The sequence below is a fragment of the Nocardia sp. NPDC023852 genome, assembly GCF_040639505.1.
Lineage (GTDB): Bacteria > Actinomycetota > Actinomycetes > Mycobacteriales > Mycobacteriaceae > Nocardia.
This window is the reverse complement of the sequence record NZ_JBFAAB010000034.1, coordinates 29,257-46,492: the sequence shown is the minus strand read 5'-3', so window position 1 is coordinate 46,492 and position 17,236 is coordinate 29,257. Positions and strand designations below refer to the sequence as shown.

General features: G+C 65.7%; 13 protein-coding genes and 3 pseudogenes. 7 read left to right on the top strand and 9 right to left on the bottom strand.

Annotation, left to right across the window (positions count from 1 at the left end; genetic code table 11):
- A partial coding sequence (locus AB0H00_RS29070; protein ID WP_357272509.1) for an IPT/TIG domain-containing protein occupies positions 1 to 4,494 on the bottom strand: 4,494 nt, incomplete at its 3' end.
- A 222-nt stretch (positions 4,495 to 4,716) separates the two neighbouring features.
- Here AB0H00_RS29070 and AB0H00_RS29065 point away from each other — a divergent pair.
- Positions 4,717 to 4,890 carry a hypothetical protein gene (locus AB0H00_RS29065; protein ID WP_357272507.1) on the top strand — a complete coding sequence of 58 codons (174 nt, stop codon included), beginning with the start codon at positions 4,717 to 4,719 and terminating at the stop codon, positions 4,888 to 4,890.
- 667 nt (positions 4,891 to 5,557) lie between these two features.
- Here AB0H00_RS29065 and AB0H00_RS29060 read toward each other — a convergent pair.
- From AB0H00_RS29060 to AB0H00_RS29050, 3 genes and pseudogenes are all read right to left on the bottom strand, one after another.
- Complete coding sequence (locus tag AB0H00_RS29060; RefSeq protein ID WP_357272505.1) at positions 5,558 to 5,959, bottom strand: MerR family transcriptional regulator; 402 nt, start codon at positions 5,957 to 5,959, stop codon at positions 5,558 to 5,560.
- Positions 5,960 to 5,962: 3 nt separating this feature from the next.
- Positions 5,963 to 7,075: pseudogene (locus tag AB0H00_RS29055) on the bottom strand (SulP family inorganic anion transporter); the annotation flags it as partial.
- A 157-nt stretch (positions 7,076 to 7,232) separates the two neighbouring features.
- Positions 7,233 to 7,679 carry an SgcJ/EcaC family oxidoreductase gene (locus tag AB0H00_RS29050; protein ID WP_357272503.1) on the bottom strand — a complete coding sequence of 149 codons (447 nt, stop codon included), beginning with the start codon at positions 7,677 to 7,679 and terminating at the stop codon, positions 7,233 to 7,235.
- A gap of 262 nt (positions 7,680 to 7,941) precedes the next feature.
- Between AB0H00_RS29050 and AB0H00_RS29045 the strand changes: the two genes are divergently transcribed.
- From AB0H00_RS29045 to AB0H00_RS29035, 3 genes are all read left to right on the top strand, one after another.
- A complete protein-coding gene (locus AB0H00_RS29045) occupies positions 7,942 to 9,951 on the top strand; it encodes a polyprenyl synthetase family protein (protein ID WP_357272500.1) in 2,010 nt (669 codons plus the stop codon).
- A 456-nt stretch (positions 9,952 to 10,407) separates the two neighbouring features.
- Complete coding sequence (locus AB0H00_RS29040; RefSeq protein ID WP_357272520.1) at positions 10,408 to 10,830, top strand: HSP20 family small heat-shock protein; 423 nt, start codon at positions 10,408 to 10,410, stop codon at positions 10,828 to 10,830.
- Positions 10,831 to 10,864: 34 nt separating this feature from the next.
- Positions 10,865 to 11,176: a hypothetical protein gene (locus AB0H00_RS29035; protein ID WP_357272499.1), complete on the top strand. Its 312-nt coding sequence runs from the start codon at positions 10,865 to 10,867 to the stop codon at positions 11,174 to 11,176.
- Positions 11,177 to 11,715: 539 nt separating this feature from the next.
- Here AB0H00_RS29035 and AB0H00_RS29030 read toward each other — a convergent pair.
- Positions 11,716 to 11,772, bottom strand: a pseudogene (locus tag AB0H00_RS29030) (helix-turn-helix domain-containing protein); the annotation flags it as partial.
- An 84-nt stretch (positions 11,773 to 11,856) separates the two neighbouring features.
- Between AB0H00_RS29030 and AB0H00_RS29025 the strand changes: the two are divergent.
- Positions 11,857 to 13,308 carry an amidase gene (locus AB0H00_RS29025; protein WP_357272497.1) on the top strand — a complete coding sequence of 484 codons (1,452 nt, stop codon included), beginning with the start codon at positions 11,857 to 11,859 and terminating at the stop codon, positions 13,306 to 13,308.
- Positions 13,309 to 13,701: 393 nt separating this feature from the next.
- Here AB0H00_RS29025 and AB0H00_RS29020 read toward each other — a convergent pair.
- From AB0H00_RS29020 to AB0H00_RS29005, 4 genes and pseudogenes are all read right to left on the bottom strand, one after another.
- Positions 13,702 to 13,839: pseudogene (locus AB0H00_RS29020) on the bottom strand (CBS domain-containing protein); the annotation flags it as partial.
- 945 nt (positions 13,840 to 14,784) lie between these two features.
- Complete coding sequence (locus tag AB0H00_RS29015; RefSeq protein ID WP_357272495.1) at positions 14,785 to 15,066, bottom strand: hypothetical protein; 282 nt, start codon at positions 15,064 to 15,066, stop codon at positions 14,785 to 14,787.
- Between the two features lie 261 nt (positions 15,067 to 15,327).
- Positions 15,328 to 16,158, bottom strand: a complete 831-nt coding sequence (locus AB0H00_RS29010) for a hypothetical protein (RefSeq protein WP_357272491.1) — start codon at positions 16,156 to 16,158, stop codon at positions 15,328 to 15,330.
- 209 nt (positions 16,159 to 16,367) lie between these two features.
- Positions 16,368 to 16,589, bottom strand: coding sequence for a hypothetical protein (locus AB0H00_RS29005; RefSeq protein ID WP_357272489.1), 222 nt, complete (start codon positions 16,587 to 16,589; stop codon positions 16,368 to 16,370).
- Between the two features lie 275 nt (positions 16,590 to 16,864).
- Between AB0H00_RS29005 and AB0H00_RS29000 the strand changes: the two genes are divergently transcribed.
- Complete coding sequence (locus tag AB0H00_RS29000) at positions 16,865 to 16,990, top strand: hypothetical protein (protein ID WP_357272488.1); 126 nt, start codon at positions 16,865 to 16,867, stop codon at positions 16,988 to 16,990.
- A gap of 52 nt (positions 16,991 to 17,042) precedes the next feature.
- Positions 17,043 to 17,234, top strand: coding sequence for a DUF3761 domain-containing protein (locus tag AB0H00_RS28995; RefSeq protein WP_357272518.1), 192 nt, complete (start codon positions 17,043 to 17,045; stop codon positions 17,232 to 17,234).
- Positions 17,235 to 17,236 lie beyond the last annotated feature (2 nt).

The window sequence follows — 17,236 nt, the reverse complement described above, 5'->3', positions numbered from 1 at the left end:
AGTGTTTCCGCCGGTCTCGGGCCCGAAGCGCGGAGCCACGCTGGTGAGTGTCGGCGCCGGGCCATATCCGTAAGCCACCGCGTTGCTGGTACCACCGGTCGTGGTGACTGTTACCCCAACTACGCCGGCGGCACGCGCAGGGGCCACTGCGGTGACCTGGGTGTCGGAGACCACGGTGAACGACGTGGCGGGTGTCGTGCCGAAGCGGACGGCGAGGGTTCGGGTGAGGTTCGTACCGGTAAGAGTGACAGTGTTTCCGCCGGTCTCGGGCCCGAAGCGCGGAGCCACGCTGGTGAGTGTCGGCGCCGGGCCATATCCGTAAGCCACCGCGTTGCTGGTACCACCCGTCGTGGTGACTGTTACCCCAACTACGCCGGCGGCACGCGCAGGGGCCACCGCGGTGATCTCGGTGTCGGAGACCACGGTGAACGACGTAGCGGGTGTCGCGCCGAAGCGGACGGCGACAGTTCGGGTGAAATTGGCACCGGTAAGAGTGACGGTATTGCCACCGGTGACCGGCCCGAAACGGGGAGCGACCGTGGTCAGCGTCGGAGCCGGAGTGAAGCCGTAGAGAACACCGTTGCTCCTGCCACCCCGCGTGGTGACGGTGATCGCCACAGTGCCGGTGCGCGCGGGAGCGACAGCCATTATCTGGGTATCGGACACCACGGTAAACGAAGTAGCGAGCGTCGTGCCGAAACGAACCGCGATAGTTCCGGTGAAGTTGGCACCGGTCAGGGTGACCGTGTTGCCGCCGGTCTCCGGCCCGAAGCGGGGAACCGCACTGGTGAGTGTCGGGCGCGGCACGTAGGCGTAGGCCACCGGGTTGCTGGTGCCGCCGGCGGTGGTGACGGTGACATTCACCGAACCGATGCCCGCGGGCACGACCGCGGTGAGCTCGGAATCCGAGACCACGGTGAACCCGCCCGCGGGGTTCGCACCGAATTCCACCGCGGTCGCATCGGTGAATCCGCTGCCGGTGAGGATGACCGTGTTGCCGCCGGTTTCGGGTCCGGAGTTGGGGGCCACCGTGGTGAGCGTCGGGGCCGGAGCGTAGGCATAGCGGACGCCATTGCTGGTCCCGCCCGGTGTAGTGATCGTGACATCCACCGTGCCGGTCCCGGCTGGCACGACCGCGCTGATCTCGGTTCCGGAAACCACCGTGAAGGAAACCGCCGCCGCCGGACCGAAATCAACCGCACTCGCCCCAGTGAATCCGCCGCCGGTCAAGGTAACCGTGTTGCCACCGGTCTCCGGACCAGCGCCAGGATCGACGGAGGCGAGCGTCGGCGCCGGGATGAACTTGTAGAGGGCACCATCGCTGGTACCACCGACGGTCTCGACGGTCACCGCGGCCGTACCGGCACCCGCGGGAGCAACCGCCCTGATCTCGCTATCCGACACCACAGTGAACGCAGGCGCCGGAGCCTGACCGAAGATCACAGTAGTTGCGGTGGCCAACCCCGAGCCGATGATAGTGACCGGATTGCCACCGGCCTCCGGACCAGCATCGGAAACGACCGCCGCGAGCGCCGGCGCCGGAACATAGCTGTAAACCACCGGATTACTGACCCCACCCGCCGTGGTGACCGTAATATTCACCGAGCCCGTCCCGGCGGGCACCACAGCGGTGATCTCGGTGTCCGACACCACGGTGAACGACACCGCCGTGTTCGCATCGAAGTGCACCGCGGAAGTCCCGGTGAATCGCGTTCCGCTCAGGATCACCACGTTGCCGCCCGTCTCCGGACCGGAGTCGGGGACCACCGACGCCAGCGTCGGAGCCGGAACATAGGTGTATGAGACGCCATTGCTGTCACCACCCGGCGCCGTGACCGTGACCGTGACCGTGCCAGTCCCCGCAGGAGCCACCGCAGTGATCTCGGTATCCGAAACCACCGTGAAGGAAACCGCCGCTGTTCCACCGAAATCGACCGCGCCGGCCCCGGTTAACCCGGTGCCGGTCAGCGTGACCGTGTTGCCACCGGTCTCGGGACCGGAGCTAGGGACGACCGTGGTGAGTGTCGGCGCCGGAATGTAGGTATAGGTCACCGGGTTGCTGAGGCCACCAGCGGTGATGACGGTGACGTCGATCAAGCCGGTTCCCGTGGGCACGACCGCGGTGATCGTGGTGTCGGAGACGACGGTGAAAGAGACCGCGGTATTCGCGCCGAAACGCACGGCGGTGACGCCGGCGAGGTCGGCGCCGGTCAAAGTGACGGTGTTGTCACCCGTCTCGGGACCGGAGACGGGGACGATCGAGGCAAGCGCAGGTACCGGGACATAGGTGTAGCGCACCGGGCTGCTGACGCCGCCCGCGGTGGCGACGGTGACATCGACGATGCCGGTACCCGCGGGCACGTCGGCGGTGATCTGGGTATCCGAGACGACGGTGAACGAGATCGCGGTATTCGCGCCGAAACGGACGGCGGTCGCGCCGGTGAAATCGGTCCCGGTCAGGACGACGGTGTTACCCCCGGTCTCCGGACCGGAGTCCGGGACAACGGAGCCGAGTACGGGTGCAGGGACATAGGTGTAGGCCACCGGGTTGCTTGTGCCACCCGTCGCGGTGACGGTGACGGCCCTGCTGCCGGTACCTGCGGGGGCGATGGCGCTGATCTCGGTGTCGGAAACCACAGTGAACGAGGCCGCCGGGGTCGCGCCGAAACGGACGGCGCTGGTGCCGGTGAATCCGGTGCCCTGGACGACGACGGTGTTCCCGCCTATCTGGGGCCCGGAGTCCGGGGTGGTCGAGACCACCGTCGGTGCGGCGACATACGTGTAGAGGACCCCGTTACTGGTGCCACCAGCGGTGGCGACCGTGACGACGACGGGCCCAGCGCTCCCAGCGAGTGCCACAGCGGTGATCTGGGTGTCGGACACCACGGTGAACGAGATCGCCGGTGTCCCATTGAAAGACACGGCTGTGGCACCGGTGAGGTTCGTGCCGGTCAGGGTGACGGTGTTGCCACCGGCCTCGGGACCGGAGTCGGGGACGATCGAGGCGAGCGCAGGCGACGGAATGTAGGTGTAGCGCACCGGGCTGCTGACGCCGCCCGTGGTGGCGATGATGACATCGACGATGCCGGTACCCGCAGGCGCCAACGCACTGATCTGGGTGTCCGAAACGACGGTGAAAGCGATCGCGGTATTCGCGCCGAAACGGACGACGGTGGCGCCGGCGAGGTCGATGCCGGTAAGGACGATGGTGTTGCCTCCCGTCGCCGGACCGGAACTCGGGATGATCGAGGCGAGTGTCGGTGCTGGGATGTAGGTGTAGGTCACCGGGTTGCTGGTGCCGCCGGTCGCGGTGACGGTGACGTCGGCTGTGCCGATGCCGGCCGGTGCTATGGCGGTGATCTGGGTATCGGAGTTGACGGTTAAGGCCATCGCCGCTCTCGCACCGAAGTTCACCGCGGTGGTTCCGGTGAATCCGGTGCCGGTGAGGAGGACGGTGTTGCCACCGGTCTGTGGACCGGAGTTCGGGACAACCGAACTGAGTGTCGGTGCCGAGATATAGGTGTAGGACACCGGGTTGCTGGTGCCGATCGGGTTGGTGACGGTGACCGCGACCGTACCGGCGCCCGCGGGGACTACGGCGGCGATCTGCGTTGCGGAGAGCATCGTGAACGAGATCGCCGCAGCCGCACCGAATTTCACGGCTGTCGCACCGGTGAGATTGGTGCCGGTGAGCACAACGGTGTTGCCGCCCGCCGCCGGGCCGGAGTTCGGGACGACCGAGGTCAATGTCGGCGTGGTCAGATAGGTGTAGGTCACCGCATTGCTGGTACCACCCGCGGTGGTGACGGTAACCGGCACCGTTCCCGTCCCCGGTGGAGCGATCGCGGTGATCTGCGTGGGGGAATCCATGGTGAAGGTGGTCGCGGTCGAACCGAACCGCACCGTGGTAGGCCCGGTGAACCCGGAGCCGGTGATCACCACCGTATTGAACACGGACGGTGGCCCCGAACTCGGCGAAAGCGACGTGATAGTAGGACGGAATGGGACATAGATGTAGGGCAGCGGGTTGCTCATACCGGCCGGGGAGGTGACGGTCACCGCGACGATGCCGGTCCCTGGCGGAACGGTTGCGGTGATCTGGGTGTCCGACACGATCGTGAACGAAGTGGCCGCAGCACCACCGAAATTCACCCCGGTCGCGCTGGACAGACCTGAACCGTTGACGGTAACCCTGACCCCAGTCGGCCCTTGAGCAGGACTGATCGACCTCAAGGAGGGAACCGGCACATAGGTGTAGGGCAGTGCGTTGCTCGTGCCGCCCAGCAGTGCGGTGACAGTGACTGCCACCGTAGCGGTTCCGGCAGGTGCGATGGCCGTGATCCGGGTATCGGAGTCGATGGTGAATGTGGTTGCCACCGAGCCGAAACGGACAGTCAATGGACCGACACCACTGAATCCGGTGCCGGTGACCACCACACTATTGCCCCCCGACGCCGGCCCCGAAGTCGGCGAAAGCGACGTGATAGTAGGCATGGGGCTCCCCTCCCACAGTGACGCAAGATGAAAGTTCCCTGCATCGGCGCCGAGTTCGTTGTGGCACAGCTCTATCCAGTAACCCTCGAGCTACTACCACTTGGCAATGGAATCCCTGATCCGATTTTGTCCGTTATCGGCAGAGCCCGGTCTGGACCGACTGTCGATTCGAACGAAACCCGAATGATGCCGAGCCCCGTCCAAACAAGGTTGTAGAAGCTCATGCTGCTTCCGCGCGCTGATGTAGCTGGTTCGGTGCGATACGCCGAGACCGATGACGTCGAATCGATGGTGCTACTGACCGCCGATCCCGATATGGCCGAGATCGACTGGCCGCGCGATCTCGCGGTGCCGCTGTTCATCGCCTTGCTCACCGGCCGCTGCGGTCGACTGTAGGTCGGCGCCCGCCTGTTGCCTGATAACTATGGTTATCGGGCACTGCGGAAAGGTGTCAGTCCAAACCGCCTGCGGTTCCGAATAATTGCTGATGCAACGGCCGAATCTTTTGCCTCGCATCGCCGTCTGTCATCAGGACGGATTCTGATCCTGGCGTGAGGGGTTGACTGTGTCTGGTATCGGCAAGTATGCAGGTGAACCGTTTGTCCGGCGTGCTGTAACTGTCGCGGGTTCATTGGCAGTGGCCGCGACGGTGGCGGTGTCAGGCATGGCCTCGGCGACTGCGCAAACGATGCAAACCAACCGGCAAGCCTCCTCTTGCCCCGGAGGCTGGAACTACAGCCCTTGGTGGGGAGACTCGGCAGGGAGCAAGTGCTGGAATCCCGCTTACGTCAAAGGCTGGGTCGCAGACAGCTATAGGGACGGTAAATGCGTGCAAATGCGCTTCGACTGGTACCGGAACGGAAAGTGGGCTGGTACCAAGTACTCACCCCGCGTCTGCGACTCCGCCCATGCTAGGGAATTCGAGCTCACGTCGCCCGACCCGCATGCCGACTCGGTGAATTGGGACTTTTACCGCGTCTAGTGCGGTACCGAAGAGGCGACGGCACCCAGGCAACCGACGCCGGTATCAGCGCAAAGATCGATTAGTTGCCGTCGGTGGTGGTCAGGTGTGGGCGCGGGTGTCGAGGAGGTCGCCGAATTCGGCGGCGTAGGCGAGGTGGCGGCGGAGCCGTTCGGCGCTGTCGCGAGTCCGTTGCCGGCATTGCTGCAAAAACTCCCGTGCCTGCACGTGTTGTTCGCCGGTGGCGGTGGGGTCGTCGAGGACCTGGAAGGCGTCGAGGAGCTGCTTCATCTCCGCGAGGCTGAACCCGAGGGGCTTCATGCGCCGGATGATCAGCAGCCGGTCGACATCAGCGGTGGTGTAGAGGCGGAACCCGCCGGCCGAGCGCGCCGAGGGGGTGACCAGCCCGACTTCTGCGTAGTGGCGGATCGTTTTGATCGACAGTTCGGTGCGTTCGGCGACGTGGCCGATCTGCAGGAACCCTTCCCCGCCTGGTTCGCCCATCGGTCAGTGCGCTCCGGCTAGGTGGCCGGAGAGGCGGCCGTGGCGGGCTTCGGAGGCGGGGTTGAGGCCGATGATCTCCACGGTTTTGCCTTTGGCGGCGTATTTGGTGGTGATCGCGTCCAGGGCCGCGACGGTGGAGGCGTCCCAGATATGGGTTTCGGACATGTCGATGACGATATGGTCGGGGTCGGTGGCGTAGTCGAACCGGTAGACCAGGTCATTGCTGGAGGCGAAGAACAACTCCCCGCGCACCTTGTACACCCGTCGGCCCTGTAGGACACCGTCGTCGGTGATGGTGGGGTCGTCGAATCCGGTGACCTGGGTGAAGTGGGCGACGCGGTGAGCGAAGGCGACCATCGCGACCAGCACACCGACGATCACGCCGTAGGCGAGGTTGTGGGTGGCCACGGTGACCGCGACGGTGACCAGCATGACCAGGGTTTCCGCGATCGGCATGCGACGCAGGGTTTTCGGGGCGATGGAGTGCCAGTCCACGGTGCCCACCGACACCATGATCATCACAGCGACCAGGGCGGCCATCGGGATCTGGGCCACCAGCCCGCCCAGGCCCACGACGAGGATCAGCAGGAACACCCCGGCGAGGAAGGTGGAGATGCGGGTGCAGGCGCCGGAGACCTTGACGTTGATCATGGTCTGCTCGATCATCGCGCAGCCGCCCATACCGCCGAACAGCCCGGTCACCATGTTGGCCACACCCTGGCCCCAGCCTTCGCGGGTTTTGTCGGAGTGCGAATCGGTGATGTCGTCGACCAGTTTCGCGGTCATCAGCGATTCCAGTAGTCCGACCAGCGCCATCGCCAGCACATACAGGCCGATGATCTTCAGGGTGTCGAGAGTGAGCGGCACATCCGGGAAGAAGAACGTGGGCAGACTGTGGGGAAGTTCGCCCTCGTCACCGACATTCGGGACGTTGAGCGCGAACACCATCGTCGCCGCGGTCAACGCAACGATCGCGACCAGCGGCGCCGGGACGACGGTGGTCAGTTTCGGCAGGAACACCATCACCACCAGCCCGGCAGCGACCATCGGATAGACGAGCCACGGCACCCCGAGCAGGTGCGGCAGCTGGGCGGTGAAGATCAGAATCGCCAACGCGCCGATGTCGATAAAATGATCGGTTTACCGACATCCCTGAGCTGTCCGGGCAACGAAGTCTCCGAAGTCGATATCGGGGGATGGGAACCAAACCAAGCGAGGTCAGGCGAGTGGGTTGGTCGAGAAGTCGACCTGGCGGCGGGCGTCGGACAGCAGATCAGACTTTGACCGATCCAGCGATGTTGGTGTTGTGCACCGAACAGACCCACCATGCCTCGTTGCGCTCGAGCAGGACCCAGGTGCCTCGGTTGGCGACAGAGAATTCTGCGGTGTGCAGTGTTTGCTCGACGTTGACGACTGCGTGTTCGGGTGTCAGGAGACGTAGGGCGATGAGCTCGAAGTGGGCTCGCGCGTCCGGGCTGTCACCGAGGCGTTTGCGATGGTAGTCGTGCAGTTCGTCCCAGCCGCAGAAGATTGCGCCCGCCGGCGTGATGAAGACGACGTCTTCGGTGAATGGCTGGTCGAAGGCTGCTGCGTCTTTGGCTTCCAACGCGGATTCCAGTGTCCGGAACAGGGCTTCGATCTCGACAGTCGTGGCCGTGTCGGCATCGGAGATCCCGGCCGTGGGGCGGGTACTGGACGGGGCGTGCTCGCGAGAACTCACTCGCCGCACGCTACGCCGGCGTGTCTCCACCTCTGGCGTTCAGGCAACCCACGCGGTGGACCGCGTGGGCACGCTCTCCCCTGACGAATACCGGAGATGTCCATAGATCGTTCGCCTCCAACGGCACTCGCCAACCTACATCACGCGAGTTGTGGAACCATCAAAATTGGCTGATGCCAACCTCTTCCGCGCCGGGTGGTGTCGAATTGCCATTGATCGGCGGTGTTGTCGATGACCGATGTAACCAGTCAGGAGTGCCCGCGTGCCACACGAAATCGATCCGGCTGTCTTCCCGCATCTGGATGCGGACCTCGACCGCGTCCGGGATGTTCTCGGCCCCGTGCGGTTCGAGGGCCGCCCCGAGTTGACCGCACTCACCGACGAGGGCCTGGACACCTCGCGTCGATTGGTTCGTCCTACTTTGACCTTATTGTCGTACTACCTGCTCACCGATCCGGCGGCGCCGGCCGATGACCGGGCGGTGCGCGCCGCTGCCGCGGTGGAGCTGCTGCATCTGGGATCGCTGTATCACGACGACGTCATCGATCACGCGGACCAGCGGCGTGGCCGTCCCAGCGCCAATGCGGTGTGGGGTTCGCACATGGCCGTATTGGCCGGGGATGCCGTGACATCCTCGAGTACGCGCATGCTGGCCGACCTCGGCCAGCGTGAAGTTTCCGCGGCGGCGATCGTGAGTGAGCAGATGTGCGCGGGCATGGTGATCGAGGCCGCCGATCAGTATGTGGCATCCCGCAGCGAGCAGGCCTACCTGGACTCGATCGACGGCAAAACAGCGGCGCTGCTGTCGCTGGCCTGCCGGGTGGGTGCGATGCAGGCCAGTCGCTCCGAGGATCAGGAAGAGGCGCTGGCCCTGTTCGGTCGACAGTTCGGGTTGGCCTACCAGCTGTATGACGACATCCTCGATCTGACCTCGACCGCCGAAGAGATGGGCAAGCCCGTCAACGCGGATCTGCCCGAGGGCATCTACACCCTTCCCGTGATCCGCGCGGCTGCCCGTAACCGGGACCTTGCCCGTCTGCTACGCAGAACGATGACGGCCGAGGAAGCCGCACGCGCCCGGGAGCTTGTCATCGCGTCTGGCGCCGTACAGGAAGCACAGGCAGGCGCCGATGAATTCATGGCCCAGGCCGCTGGTCAGCTTGCCGCCCTGCCGGTTGACCCGAGCGCCCGCCACGCGATGATCGCCTACGCCCGATCGGTACTCGATCGCCGAACTCCGCGTCCTGTCGGCGTCCCGCAGTCGAGGCAGCCACGCACCGACAGTGAGGTGTTCGCGCCGCAGGTCATGTCCTGGCTGAGGAACTGGATGGCCGACACCGGCCTGATCACCTCCCCGGCCGAGTTCGACCGTCACCACCGGTGGGCAGGAGCATTCCGGTTCCCGAGACAGCTCGCCGCTGCGGCGGACTCGCCCCGTGAACAGGCCTTCGTCGGCATGTGCGCGCTGACCGTGGTGTGGGATGACCTGTTCGAGGATCCGCGATTGGGGGATCCCGAAGCCGTCACCGCCCTGCGGCAAGGACTGGTGGCCGTGCTGCGCCAGGATCCGCAAACGTCGCAGCGGCCCGGCGCGATCGCGACGGCGTGGGCGAGTCTGTGGCCGCGCCTGCGCGAGGGCCGCACTATCGGTTGGCAGCAGCGGTTCCTCGACAGCGTCGAAGAATGGTTCGACGCCTGCGAACGCGAAGCGCACCATCGCATAGACTGCTACATCCCCACCACAGCCGACCACCTGCCACTGCGGAAATCGACCTTTGGGACCGAAATCGTCCTTGCCTGCATGGAGGTCTACCAAGACCTCGAACTGCCATCGACGCTGCGAAGTCACCCAGTGATCCGCCGTTTCGAGGAGCTGCTGTTCTGGGTGACGGCCGCGGAGAACGACCTGGCGGGGCTGGAGCAGGACGAGGCCGACCATATCCCCTACAACCTGGTCAGGGCGATCCGCCACGAGACCGGATGTAGCCGCGAGGAAGCCGTCGAGCAGGTGCAACACCAGGTGGCCGAGAAACGCGCCCAGATCGACGCGGTCACCCGCTACATCCCCCCGCTGCTCCGCATGATTCCCGGTCTATCCGGCCGGCGGAAAGAGTACCTGTCGATCTACGAGAACAGTAAGGACACGGCGTTCGGGCTGCATCAGGCCGCTCGGTACACGCCGACCTCCGATTCCGCAGCGCCGGAGTTGGAACGGTTGCGCCGTGAGCTCTACCACTACCCGGCCGCCGATCCGGCGTATACCAGGGTGTAAGTCCCGCATTGCCGGCGAAAGCGGGTGGTCCCGAACGATTCACCAGGGTGCCCGTGCGGGACACCGTTCAATACTCGCCAGCTGTGTGGACACGCCGACGTGCGCGGGAGTGCGCAATGCGTGGTGACACGGTCACGCGCTCCCAGGCCTCGGCCTAATCCGGGCCGGATGCGGCGCAATACCGGAATCTACGCAGGTCAGGCCATGGCAGCGCCGGTTTACGCCGATGCCTGTCAGCTCGGCGGCCACCGAAATCGTGGAGACGGCCTGCCCCGATTCGGGCTGCTGGGCGTGTCGATCCGAACCCGTCACCATCCTCGCTGTCCTCTCGATCACATTATCTACGGACAATGCTTGCACTCTACTGTCGAGAGTGCTAAAAGTTATCTATGTCAGATGACATAAGTTATCTGAGTTACCTTCGATCGAGAATGGAGTGAACTGGAGGTGACGACCATGCTGATGCGCACCGATCCCTTCCGTGATCTGGATCGCCTGACGCAGCAGGTGTTCGGCACGCCCGCTCGTCCGGCGGTGATGCCGATGGACGCCTGGCGCGAGAATGACGAATTCTTCGTCGAGCTGGATCTTCCCGGAATCGAGCCGGACTCTTTGGAGCTGGATGTCGAACGCAACGTCTTGACCGTGCGGGCGTCTCGTCCGGAGCTGGACTCGGACCGGTCGATGATCGCCGCCGAACGCACCCGGGGTGTGTTCAGCCGCCAGCTGTTCTTGGGCGAGAACCTCGACACCGACGCGATCCGCGCCGACTACCGCGACGGCGTGCTGCGGTTGAGGATCCCGGTCTCGGAGAAGGCCAAGCCCCGCAAGATCGAGATTTCACACCACGACCACGAACGTCAGGCCATCAGCGCCTGACGGCCGGCCGACGCTGCCAGAAAGGGGGCCGGCAATGACCGCAATGACCGCATCGATCGGGACCAGAGCGGACGAGCTGTCCCGGCTCGATGCCCGGCTGCTCGTCCTCGATCCCGATCTCGAGGGCCTGTTCGCCGAGGTCGACGCCGCCTTGCGCCCGGCCCGCGAATGGCGGCCACCGCGGACCGCCGCGGTGCCCAGCCCGGGGTCGCGGCGCGCCGGTCATCGGCGAGAGCCTCCTCGGCGACAACGGCGCCCACCGGACCCGCTGCACCCCCGCCAGCGCAGCCCGCCCGGGCGCAGCGGAGCCCTACATGGCCAACCGGAAGCGAACAGAGCGAGGTGATGCCCGTTCCTGCAGAAAGCAAAAGGGGATTCCAGGGGCGGCGAACGGCGCCTGCGCCCGAGAGCATCCTCCGCGACCGTTCGGACCGCATGCACAGCCACCGGACGTGGCACAGCAGGCAGAACCCGTTCCCGCCCCTGGCAGAACCAAGCTGTCCAGTTTGACGATAGGTGAGCCCAAGTCGCGTGTGATGGCGGCGCAGTCCCGGCAGCTCGCTGCGTGGTCGTCGCGCCATCCGGGCAGCAGGCGCACACACGGCCGCAGCCGGGCAGCGGCCGTGTGTGCGCACCGCCCTGGTGTAGCAGGTCCGGCAGATCGGGCCTTCCCGGTTCGCGGCCTTGGCAGCGCGGCGGCCGCGGCGCCCGCAGCGGACGCAGTCGCGAACAAACCAGCGTTCGTACTGCTCTGGCGTGGCGTGTAGGCGGAGTTCGTTCCTCGGCGCGGATCCGGGCGCGTTTGGGCCGGATCGGGGTGGCCATGTCGACCACGTCGGCCTCGCCGGTGGTGACCTGGCGAGCCTGGTTCTCGGCCTTGGTGGCGATCAGTTGGGCCGGGGTGCAGTTGAAGATGTCGCAGAGTGCGGCCAGCACCGGCAGCGACAGCCGGACAATTGAGACATCTGTCCCGTTGTGCGAAGCGGCATTTTATGTCCTCTGCGGCAGATCGATAGCGTCGGATTCATGGAGTGGAATTTTCAGTCGGCCGAAGACCTCGCGGCTGCCTTGCGTGTCGGTGCGGTGACCTCGGTGGAACTGACCGACGAGGCGATCGCCCGTATCGAGCGCGACGACAAGGTGATCAACGCGATCTGCGTACCGGACTTCGACCGCGCGCGAGCCACCGCACGCGATGCCGACCAAGCGCGCGCCCGCGGCGAGGACCGGCCGCTGCTCGGCATTCCAGTGACGGTCAAAGAGTCCTACAACATCGCCGGGCTACCCACGACCTGGGGCATGCCAGCGCAGCGGGACTACGTGCCTGCCGAGGACGCGGTACAGGTGTCGCGGCTGAAGGCCGCCGGCGCGGTGCTGCTCGGTAAGACCAACGTGCCGTTCATGCTGCGAGATATCCAGAGCTTCAACGAGATCTACGGCACCACCAACAATCCGTGGGATCACGGCCGCACGTCGGGTGGGTCCTCCGGCGGTTCGGCGGCGGCCCTGGCGTCCGGGTTCGGTGCGCTGTCCATCGGCTCCGACCTCGCCGGTTCGCTGCGCACCCCCGCGCATTTTTGCGGTGTCTACGCGCACAAGCCGACACTCGGGCTGGTGGCGGCCCGCGGTATGGGCGCGCCGCCCGCGCCGGTCTTGCCGATCGACCTCGACCTCGCCGTCGTCGGCCCGATGGCGCGCACCGCCCGCGACCTCGCGCTGCTGCTCGACGTGATGGCCGGACCGGACCCGCTGACCCACGGCGTCGCCTACGACGTCGCACTGCCGCCCGCGCGCCACGAGCGGCTGGCCGACTTCCGTGTCCTGATCATCGAGGACCATCCGCTCATTCCGACCGGATCGGCGGTGCGGGCGGGCGTGAACCGGGTCGCCGAGGCGCTCGTCGACGAGGGCGCCCGCGTCGAACGGCGCAGTCCGCTGCTGCCCGATCCGACCGAAGCGGCGACGCTTTACATGCTGCTGATGCTGTCGAACGCCGCCGCAGGTATTTCCGTCGACGTGTACGAACAGCTGCAAACCCACGCCGCCGCCCTGAGCGCGGACGACCGGAGTCTCGATGCGGCGCGGCTGCGCGGCATGGTGCTCAGCCACCGCGACTGGGTCGAGGCGAACAACCGTCGCGAACTCCACCGCCACGGCTGGCGGCAGCTCTTCGCCGAGTTCGATGCCGTGGTGTGCCCCATCACGCCCACTCCCGCCTTCCCGCACGACCACAACGGAGGTCTGGAGAACCGGCACATCGACATCGACGGCGTGGAGTACCCGTACTTCGACCAGCTCGTCTGGGCCGGTGTGGCCACCATGCCCGGCCTGCCTGCCACCGCCATACCCGCGGGCCGGTCACCTGAAGGGCTGCCGGTGGGGGTGCAGCTGATCGGTCCGATGTTCGAGGACCGCACCCCGCTGCGGCTGGCCGAACTGCTCGAGCAGACGATCGGCGGCTTCCAGGCACCGAAGTAGGGCGTACTACCGCATGTCCGTCGAGGACGGGGGCCGATGACGAACAGCAAGCTGGTCGCACAGAGCACGGTCGAGGACCTCGACCGGTCAACCAGCACGACCGGCGACGGGAAGGCCGTGACGACCCTGCGGCTGTCGGGACGGTTGGCCCGATGAGTCAGTCGTCGTCGGCGCTGTCTGGGTCGCGTCGCGGCCGATGATTCCCGCTCTGCCAGGAGTTCGTGTTCCCCGGTCGTCTCGGCAGCACCGTTTTCGGCCTGGTCCCGTTACGCACGTTCGATGAGTCCCGCTCGGCGGGGCCTGGTTCGAAAGTACCGCGTTGCCGGGGACCGAGACCGCCGGTGTGGTCATCACTGCACTGACCGTGTCGTGGAGTGCACCGGCCCGCAGGAGGTCACCGCTGGTGAGGACTCCGATGAGGCGATCGTCCTGGTCGAGAACAGGCAACGCCGCATAGCCCGATTCGGTGAGCATCAGCGCCGCCCCGCGTGCCGTGTTGTAGTGCCGCACGGCGATGATCGGTCTTTGCATGACCTCGCACACCGGCAGGTTCTGCTGCCACATACCGAACGGTACGCGCATGGCCGGACTTCCGCGATTTGCGTTGGGCGAGCACCCATCATGGTGCCGGCGGTCTCCGCAGGGACAGGACGGCGGCTGTGTGGGGACGGCGCCGACACGCAGCGTGATGACCTTGACCGTCGATGTGATCAGGGCAGGCGCGCACTAGGGATATGCGCCCGATCGCGCCGCAGGCATCGACTGGTCGATTGATCGACGCCGGCGACAGGAGCCGTAGCGCCGACCGCACCTCCCATGGGGGAGCTGACAGTGTGCCTCGGTGCCGCCCGAAGCGCCCTGCGCAGCGGCCTTGGCAGTGTGGACTATCGTGCGGCGACCGCGGATGTTCAGGTGTGTTTTCCCAACGCGGACAGCGAGTCAAGCGGGATCTATTGACAGTTCCGTTCGTCGGATCCGTCGCCGCAGTCGTCGTCCCCATCGCACAGCCATTGTTTCTGGACGCATCTGTCGTTGTCACATCTGAATTCGTTCGGCTCGCACAGGAATGTTCCGCTGTGGCATTCATTGCGGGCTTCACCTGGGCCGAATTGGAAGGACAGCAGCGTCTCTGCGCCGACGGGTACGGCGAATTCGGCCATGGCCGGCGCCGGCGCCAGTGTCAGCCACACCGCGGCTATCCCTGAAGCTGTTGCGAGGACGGGAACGATACGCATGAGGAACCCTCTCCATAGTGAGATTCAGTCTCTTCGCGTGCGGAACTTCGGTCTCCAGCAAAACGATCGAGCGCTCGTATCCTGCCCACGATCGCACACCACCGCGCCGAACCGGTGCATTGTCGGTGGTCCGCATCCAGACGCGGGAACACGGAATCGATTTCAGAGGGCACGTGCACGCCTCCTGACGGTTAGACCGCAGCTGCTGCCCTGAGTGAGATCGGCCATCGGATGGCCTACATCAGGCCCGGCGCATGAACGCCAAAGTGTAGTAGACGTTCTCGATGTTCCGTTCGACCACGCTGACCAGCTCCCAGCCCTGAGATTCGAGCAGCTCGATTCCATTGACCAGGTGGACGACCGGATCGAAGATCGCACGCTGGTAGCCGGCCGAGCCGAACACGAAGCCGCCAGCCTGAGCCGAGCTCAGGACCAGGTTCCGGCGCGGATAAGACCGCAGGTCCACCACGCCGTTCAACACGGCGATCACATCGAAAACAGGCCCGGGTGCAGGGGTATTCACGTCTCCATCGTTCTGCATACCCGCCGAGTCGCACATAACGGAGGCAAACATCGAGTGCCCCTCGAAGATGGGGTACCGTTAACGGTCGTGTCACCTGGTACATGAAACTCTGCATGGCTAGGTAGTCGCCGGAATTACTCCTGTTCGGTCGCTGACGTGAGGTGACGGTGCAGTGATGTCTTGGGATTCCGGTCTTTGCTGGTGATTTCGCCGAGGCTGCTTCCTTGTTAGCACGGTGTCGCCGGGGCTGGTGGGTAGAGACTACTCGGTGGCTGTGCGGATTTTGTCGACCGCGCCGGCGGTCGCGTCCGCGATGACGGTGTTGGCTGCGGTCTGTGCTGCGGTCACGGTGTCGACACCCGCGGCGAGCGCTTGTTCGGGGTTGCCGGTCGCTGCCAGTTCCTGCGCTGCGGCATCAGGGGCTTGGAATGTGGCGGACAGGATGTGGTTGAAGGCCGGGAAGATGACCGCTGCGCCCACGTCGATCGCCGCCACCACTGCGACCTGCGCGGCGCCCTGCGGGGTGACGGTTGGTGTGGGGTTGGGCACGATGGGCAGGTTGAGCGCGGTGTAGGTGTCTTGGCGGGCGGTCTGGAGGGCCGTGGCGATCGCGGGCGGCCCGTCCGTGGCCGCGGGTACGACGTTGAGCAGGCCGACCACGCCGACCTCGAACGCGTTCAGTGCCCTGGGCGCCACTATGGTGCCGTCGGCGAGGATGGTCTGCTGTGCCGCGGCGTTCGTGGGCCCGGTGATCGATGCGGCGGTGATGCCGATTGCCTTCACCGGGTCGTTCGACTGCGAAGCGGTGAGGAACGTGCTCGGTGCCTGTTGCGTCGTGACGGAGGCTGTTACGGCGGTCTGAACGGCGAGCGGGCAGATGATCGAGCAGTAAATGACTTGATTCCGCAGGAAGCTGGTGATGAGACCGCCGGGCGGTACCGCCTCGGCCGCCGGCCCGACATCCTGCACCACGGTCGGCGGTGACTGAGGCTGAGTGACCGGGGCCGCGGATGCGGTGGCCATGGCGGGGATGCCCGCGACGGCGATCCCCGTGGCTACGACACCGGCGTGCAGGCAGATCGGTATCCGCATTGTGCTCCTCGAGTCGACGGTGACATAGAACCACGATTTGCGCGTGTGGCGCGGAGCAAACGTGTCCCCGGCAAGAAAATTCGAGGGTTGCGACGTGTGCCCCGACACCGGGCTCGCCCGTCTGCCCTACGGCCAGCCCAGCAACTCCTGGATGCCGCGACCTGCGGCGAAAACCCCGCCACGCACCGCTGACTGGGCCGAACACGGCTTCATGTGCCGGGTGACACGATCCTACGCTCGAGGTGGGTGTTGTAGGTCCGTAGCGTGCCCGCCGACAGCCGTGCCCGGACCTTCGGGATCACTTCGCCGAAGGTGAGGACCGCCGCGCCGACGGTGACGAGATCGGCAGGGGAGATGCCCATTTGGGTCAGCAGCAGTCGGGCGGCGGCGACGGTTTCGGCAGTGGCCGCAGGTTGGATGCGTGTCGTCATCGGCGCACCGCTTGGAGCATCTGGCCCTGGTTTGGGAGCGGTCGGAGGGCGGTATCCAGATGCAAAGACTTATGGGTTCCGACCAGGCCGACGCTGAAGATCCGCCACCCATCGGCCGCGCGAATCGGCAACCCCCTGACCGACCATGTTCCACTGTCGGCCAAGCAGACAGTTACGGTCTTAGAGGGCTCGGCGGTGCCAAAGACCCGAGGGAACTGTCCGGTGTTCGTCGTACTGTTCGATGGTGACGTGATCCTTGGAACTGGCAGATTCATTTGTCTCTCCGTACTTTCAAGGCCAGCGAAGTCACCCCCGCCAGCGGGGCGAAGAAGCGTGGCCAGGCTCGGCGCATGCGGACCGCCGTCCTGCTCGCGCTCGACGAGTTCGCGATGCAGCGCTGACGCGTTTCCGCGCCAATAGGCCAGGCGGACACGAAGATCCCCGTCGCCAGTCCTGATTGCTTGCGGCGCGGGTGAATACGCAAACGTGGACAACGACTGCGTCTCGCGTCCGGAGCAGGCTCCAGTCGCCCCGGACGGGGCAACCGACCAGTGCAAGGACGGTACCTACAGCTTCAGCCGACACCGCGCGGGCACCTGCTCGCATCACGGCGGAGTCACCCGATGGTTGGTCAGCCTGCCGTAACC

Bases quoted from the DNA above. Each gene is read 5' to 3' on its own strand.
- AB0H00_RS29065 (WP_357272507.1), top strand. From the start codon at position 4,717: ATGCTGCTTCCGCGCGCTGATGTAGCTGGTTCGGTGCGATACGCCGAG.
- AB0H00_RS29060 (WP_357272505.1), bottom strand. From the start codon at position 5,959: ATGGGCGAACCAGGCGGGGAAGGGTTCCTGCAGATCGGCCACGTCGCC.
- AB0H00_RS29040 (WP_357272520.1), top strand. From the start codon at position 10,408: ATGCTGATGCGCACCGATCCCTTCCGTGATCTGGATCGCCTGACGCAG.
- AB0H00_RS29035 (WP_357272499.1), top strand. From the start codon at position 10,865: ATGACCGCAATGACCGCATCGATCGGGACCAGAGCGGACGAGCTGTCC.
- AB0H00_RS29025 (WP_357272497.1), top strand. From the start codon at position 11,857: ATGGAGTGGAATTTTCAGTCGGCCGAAGACCTCGCGGCTGCCTTGCGT.
- AB0H00_RS29010 (WP_357272491.1), bottom strand. From the start codon at position 16,158: ATGCGGATACCGATCTGCCTGCACGCCGGTGTCGTAGCCACGGGGATC.
- AB0H00_RS29005 (WP_357272489.1), bottom strand. From the start codon at position 16,589: ATGACGACACGCATCCAACCTGCGGCCACTGCCGAAACCGTCGCCGCC.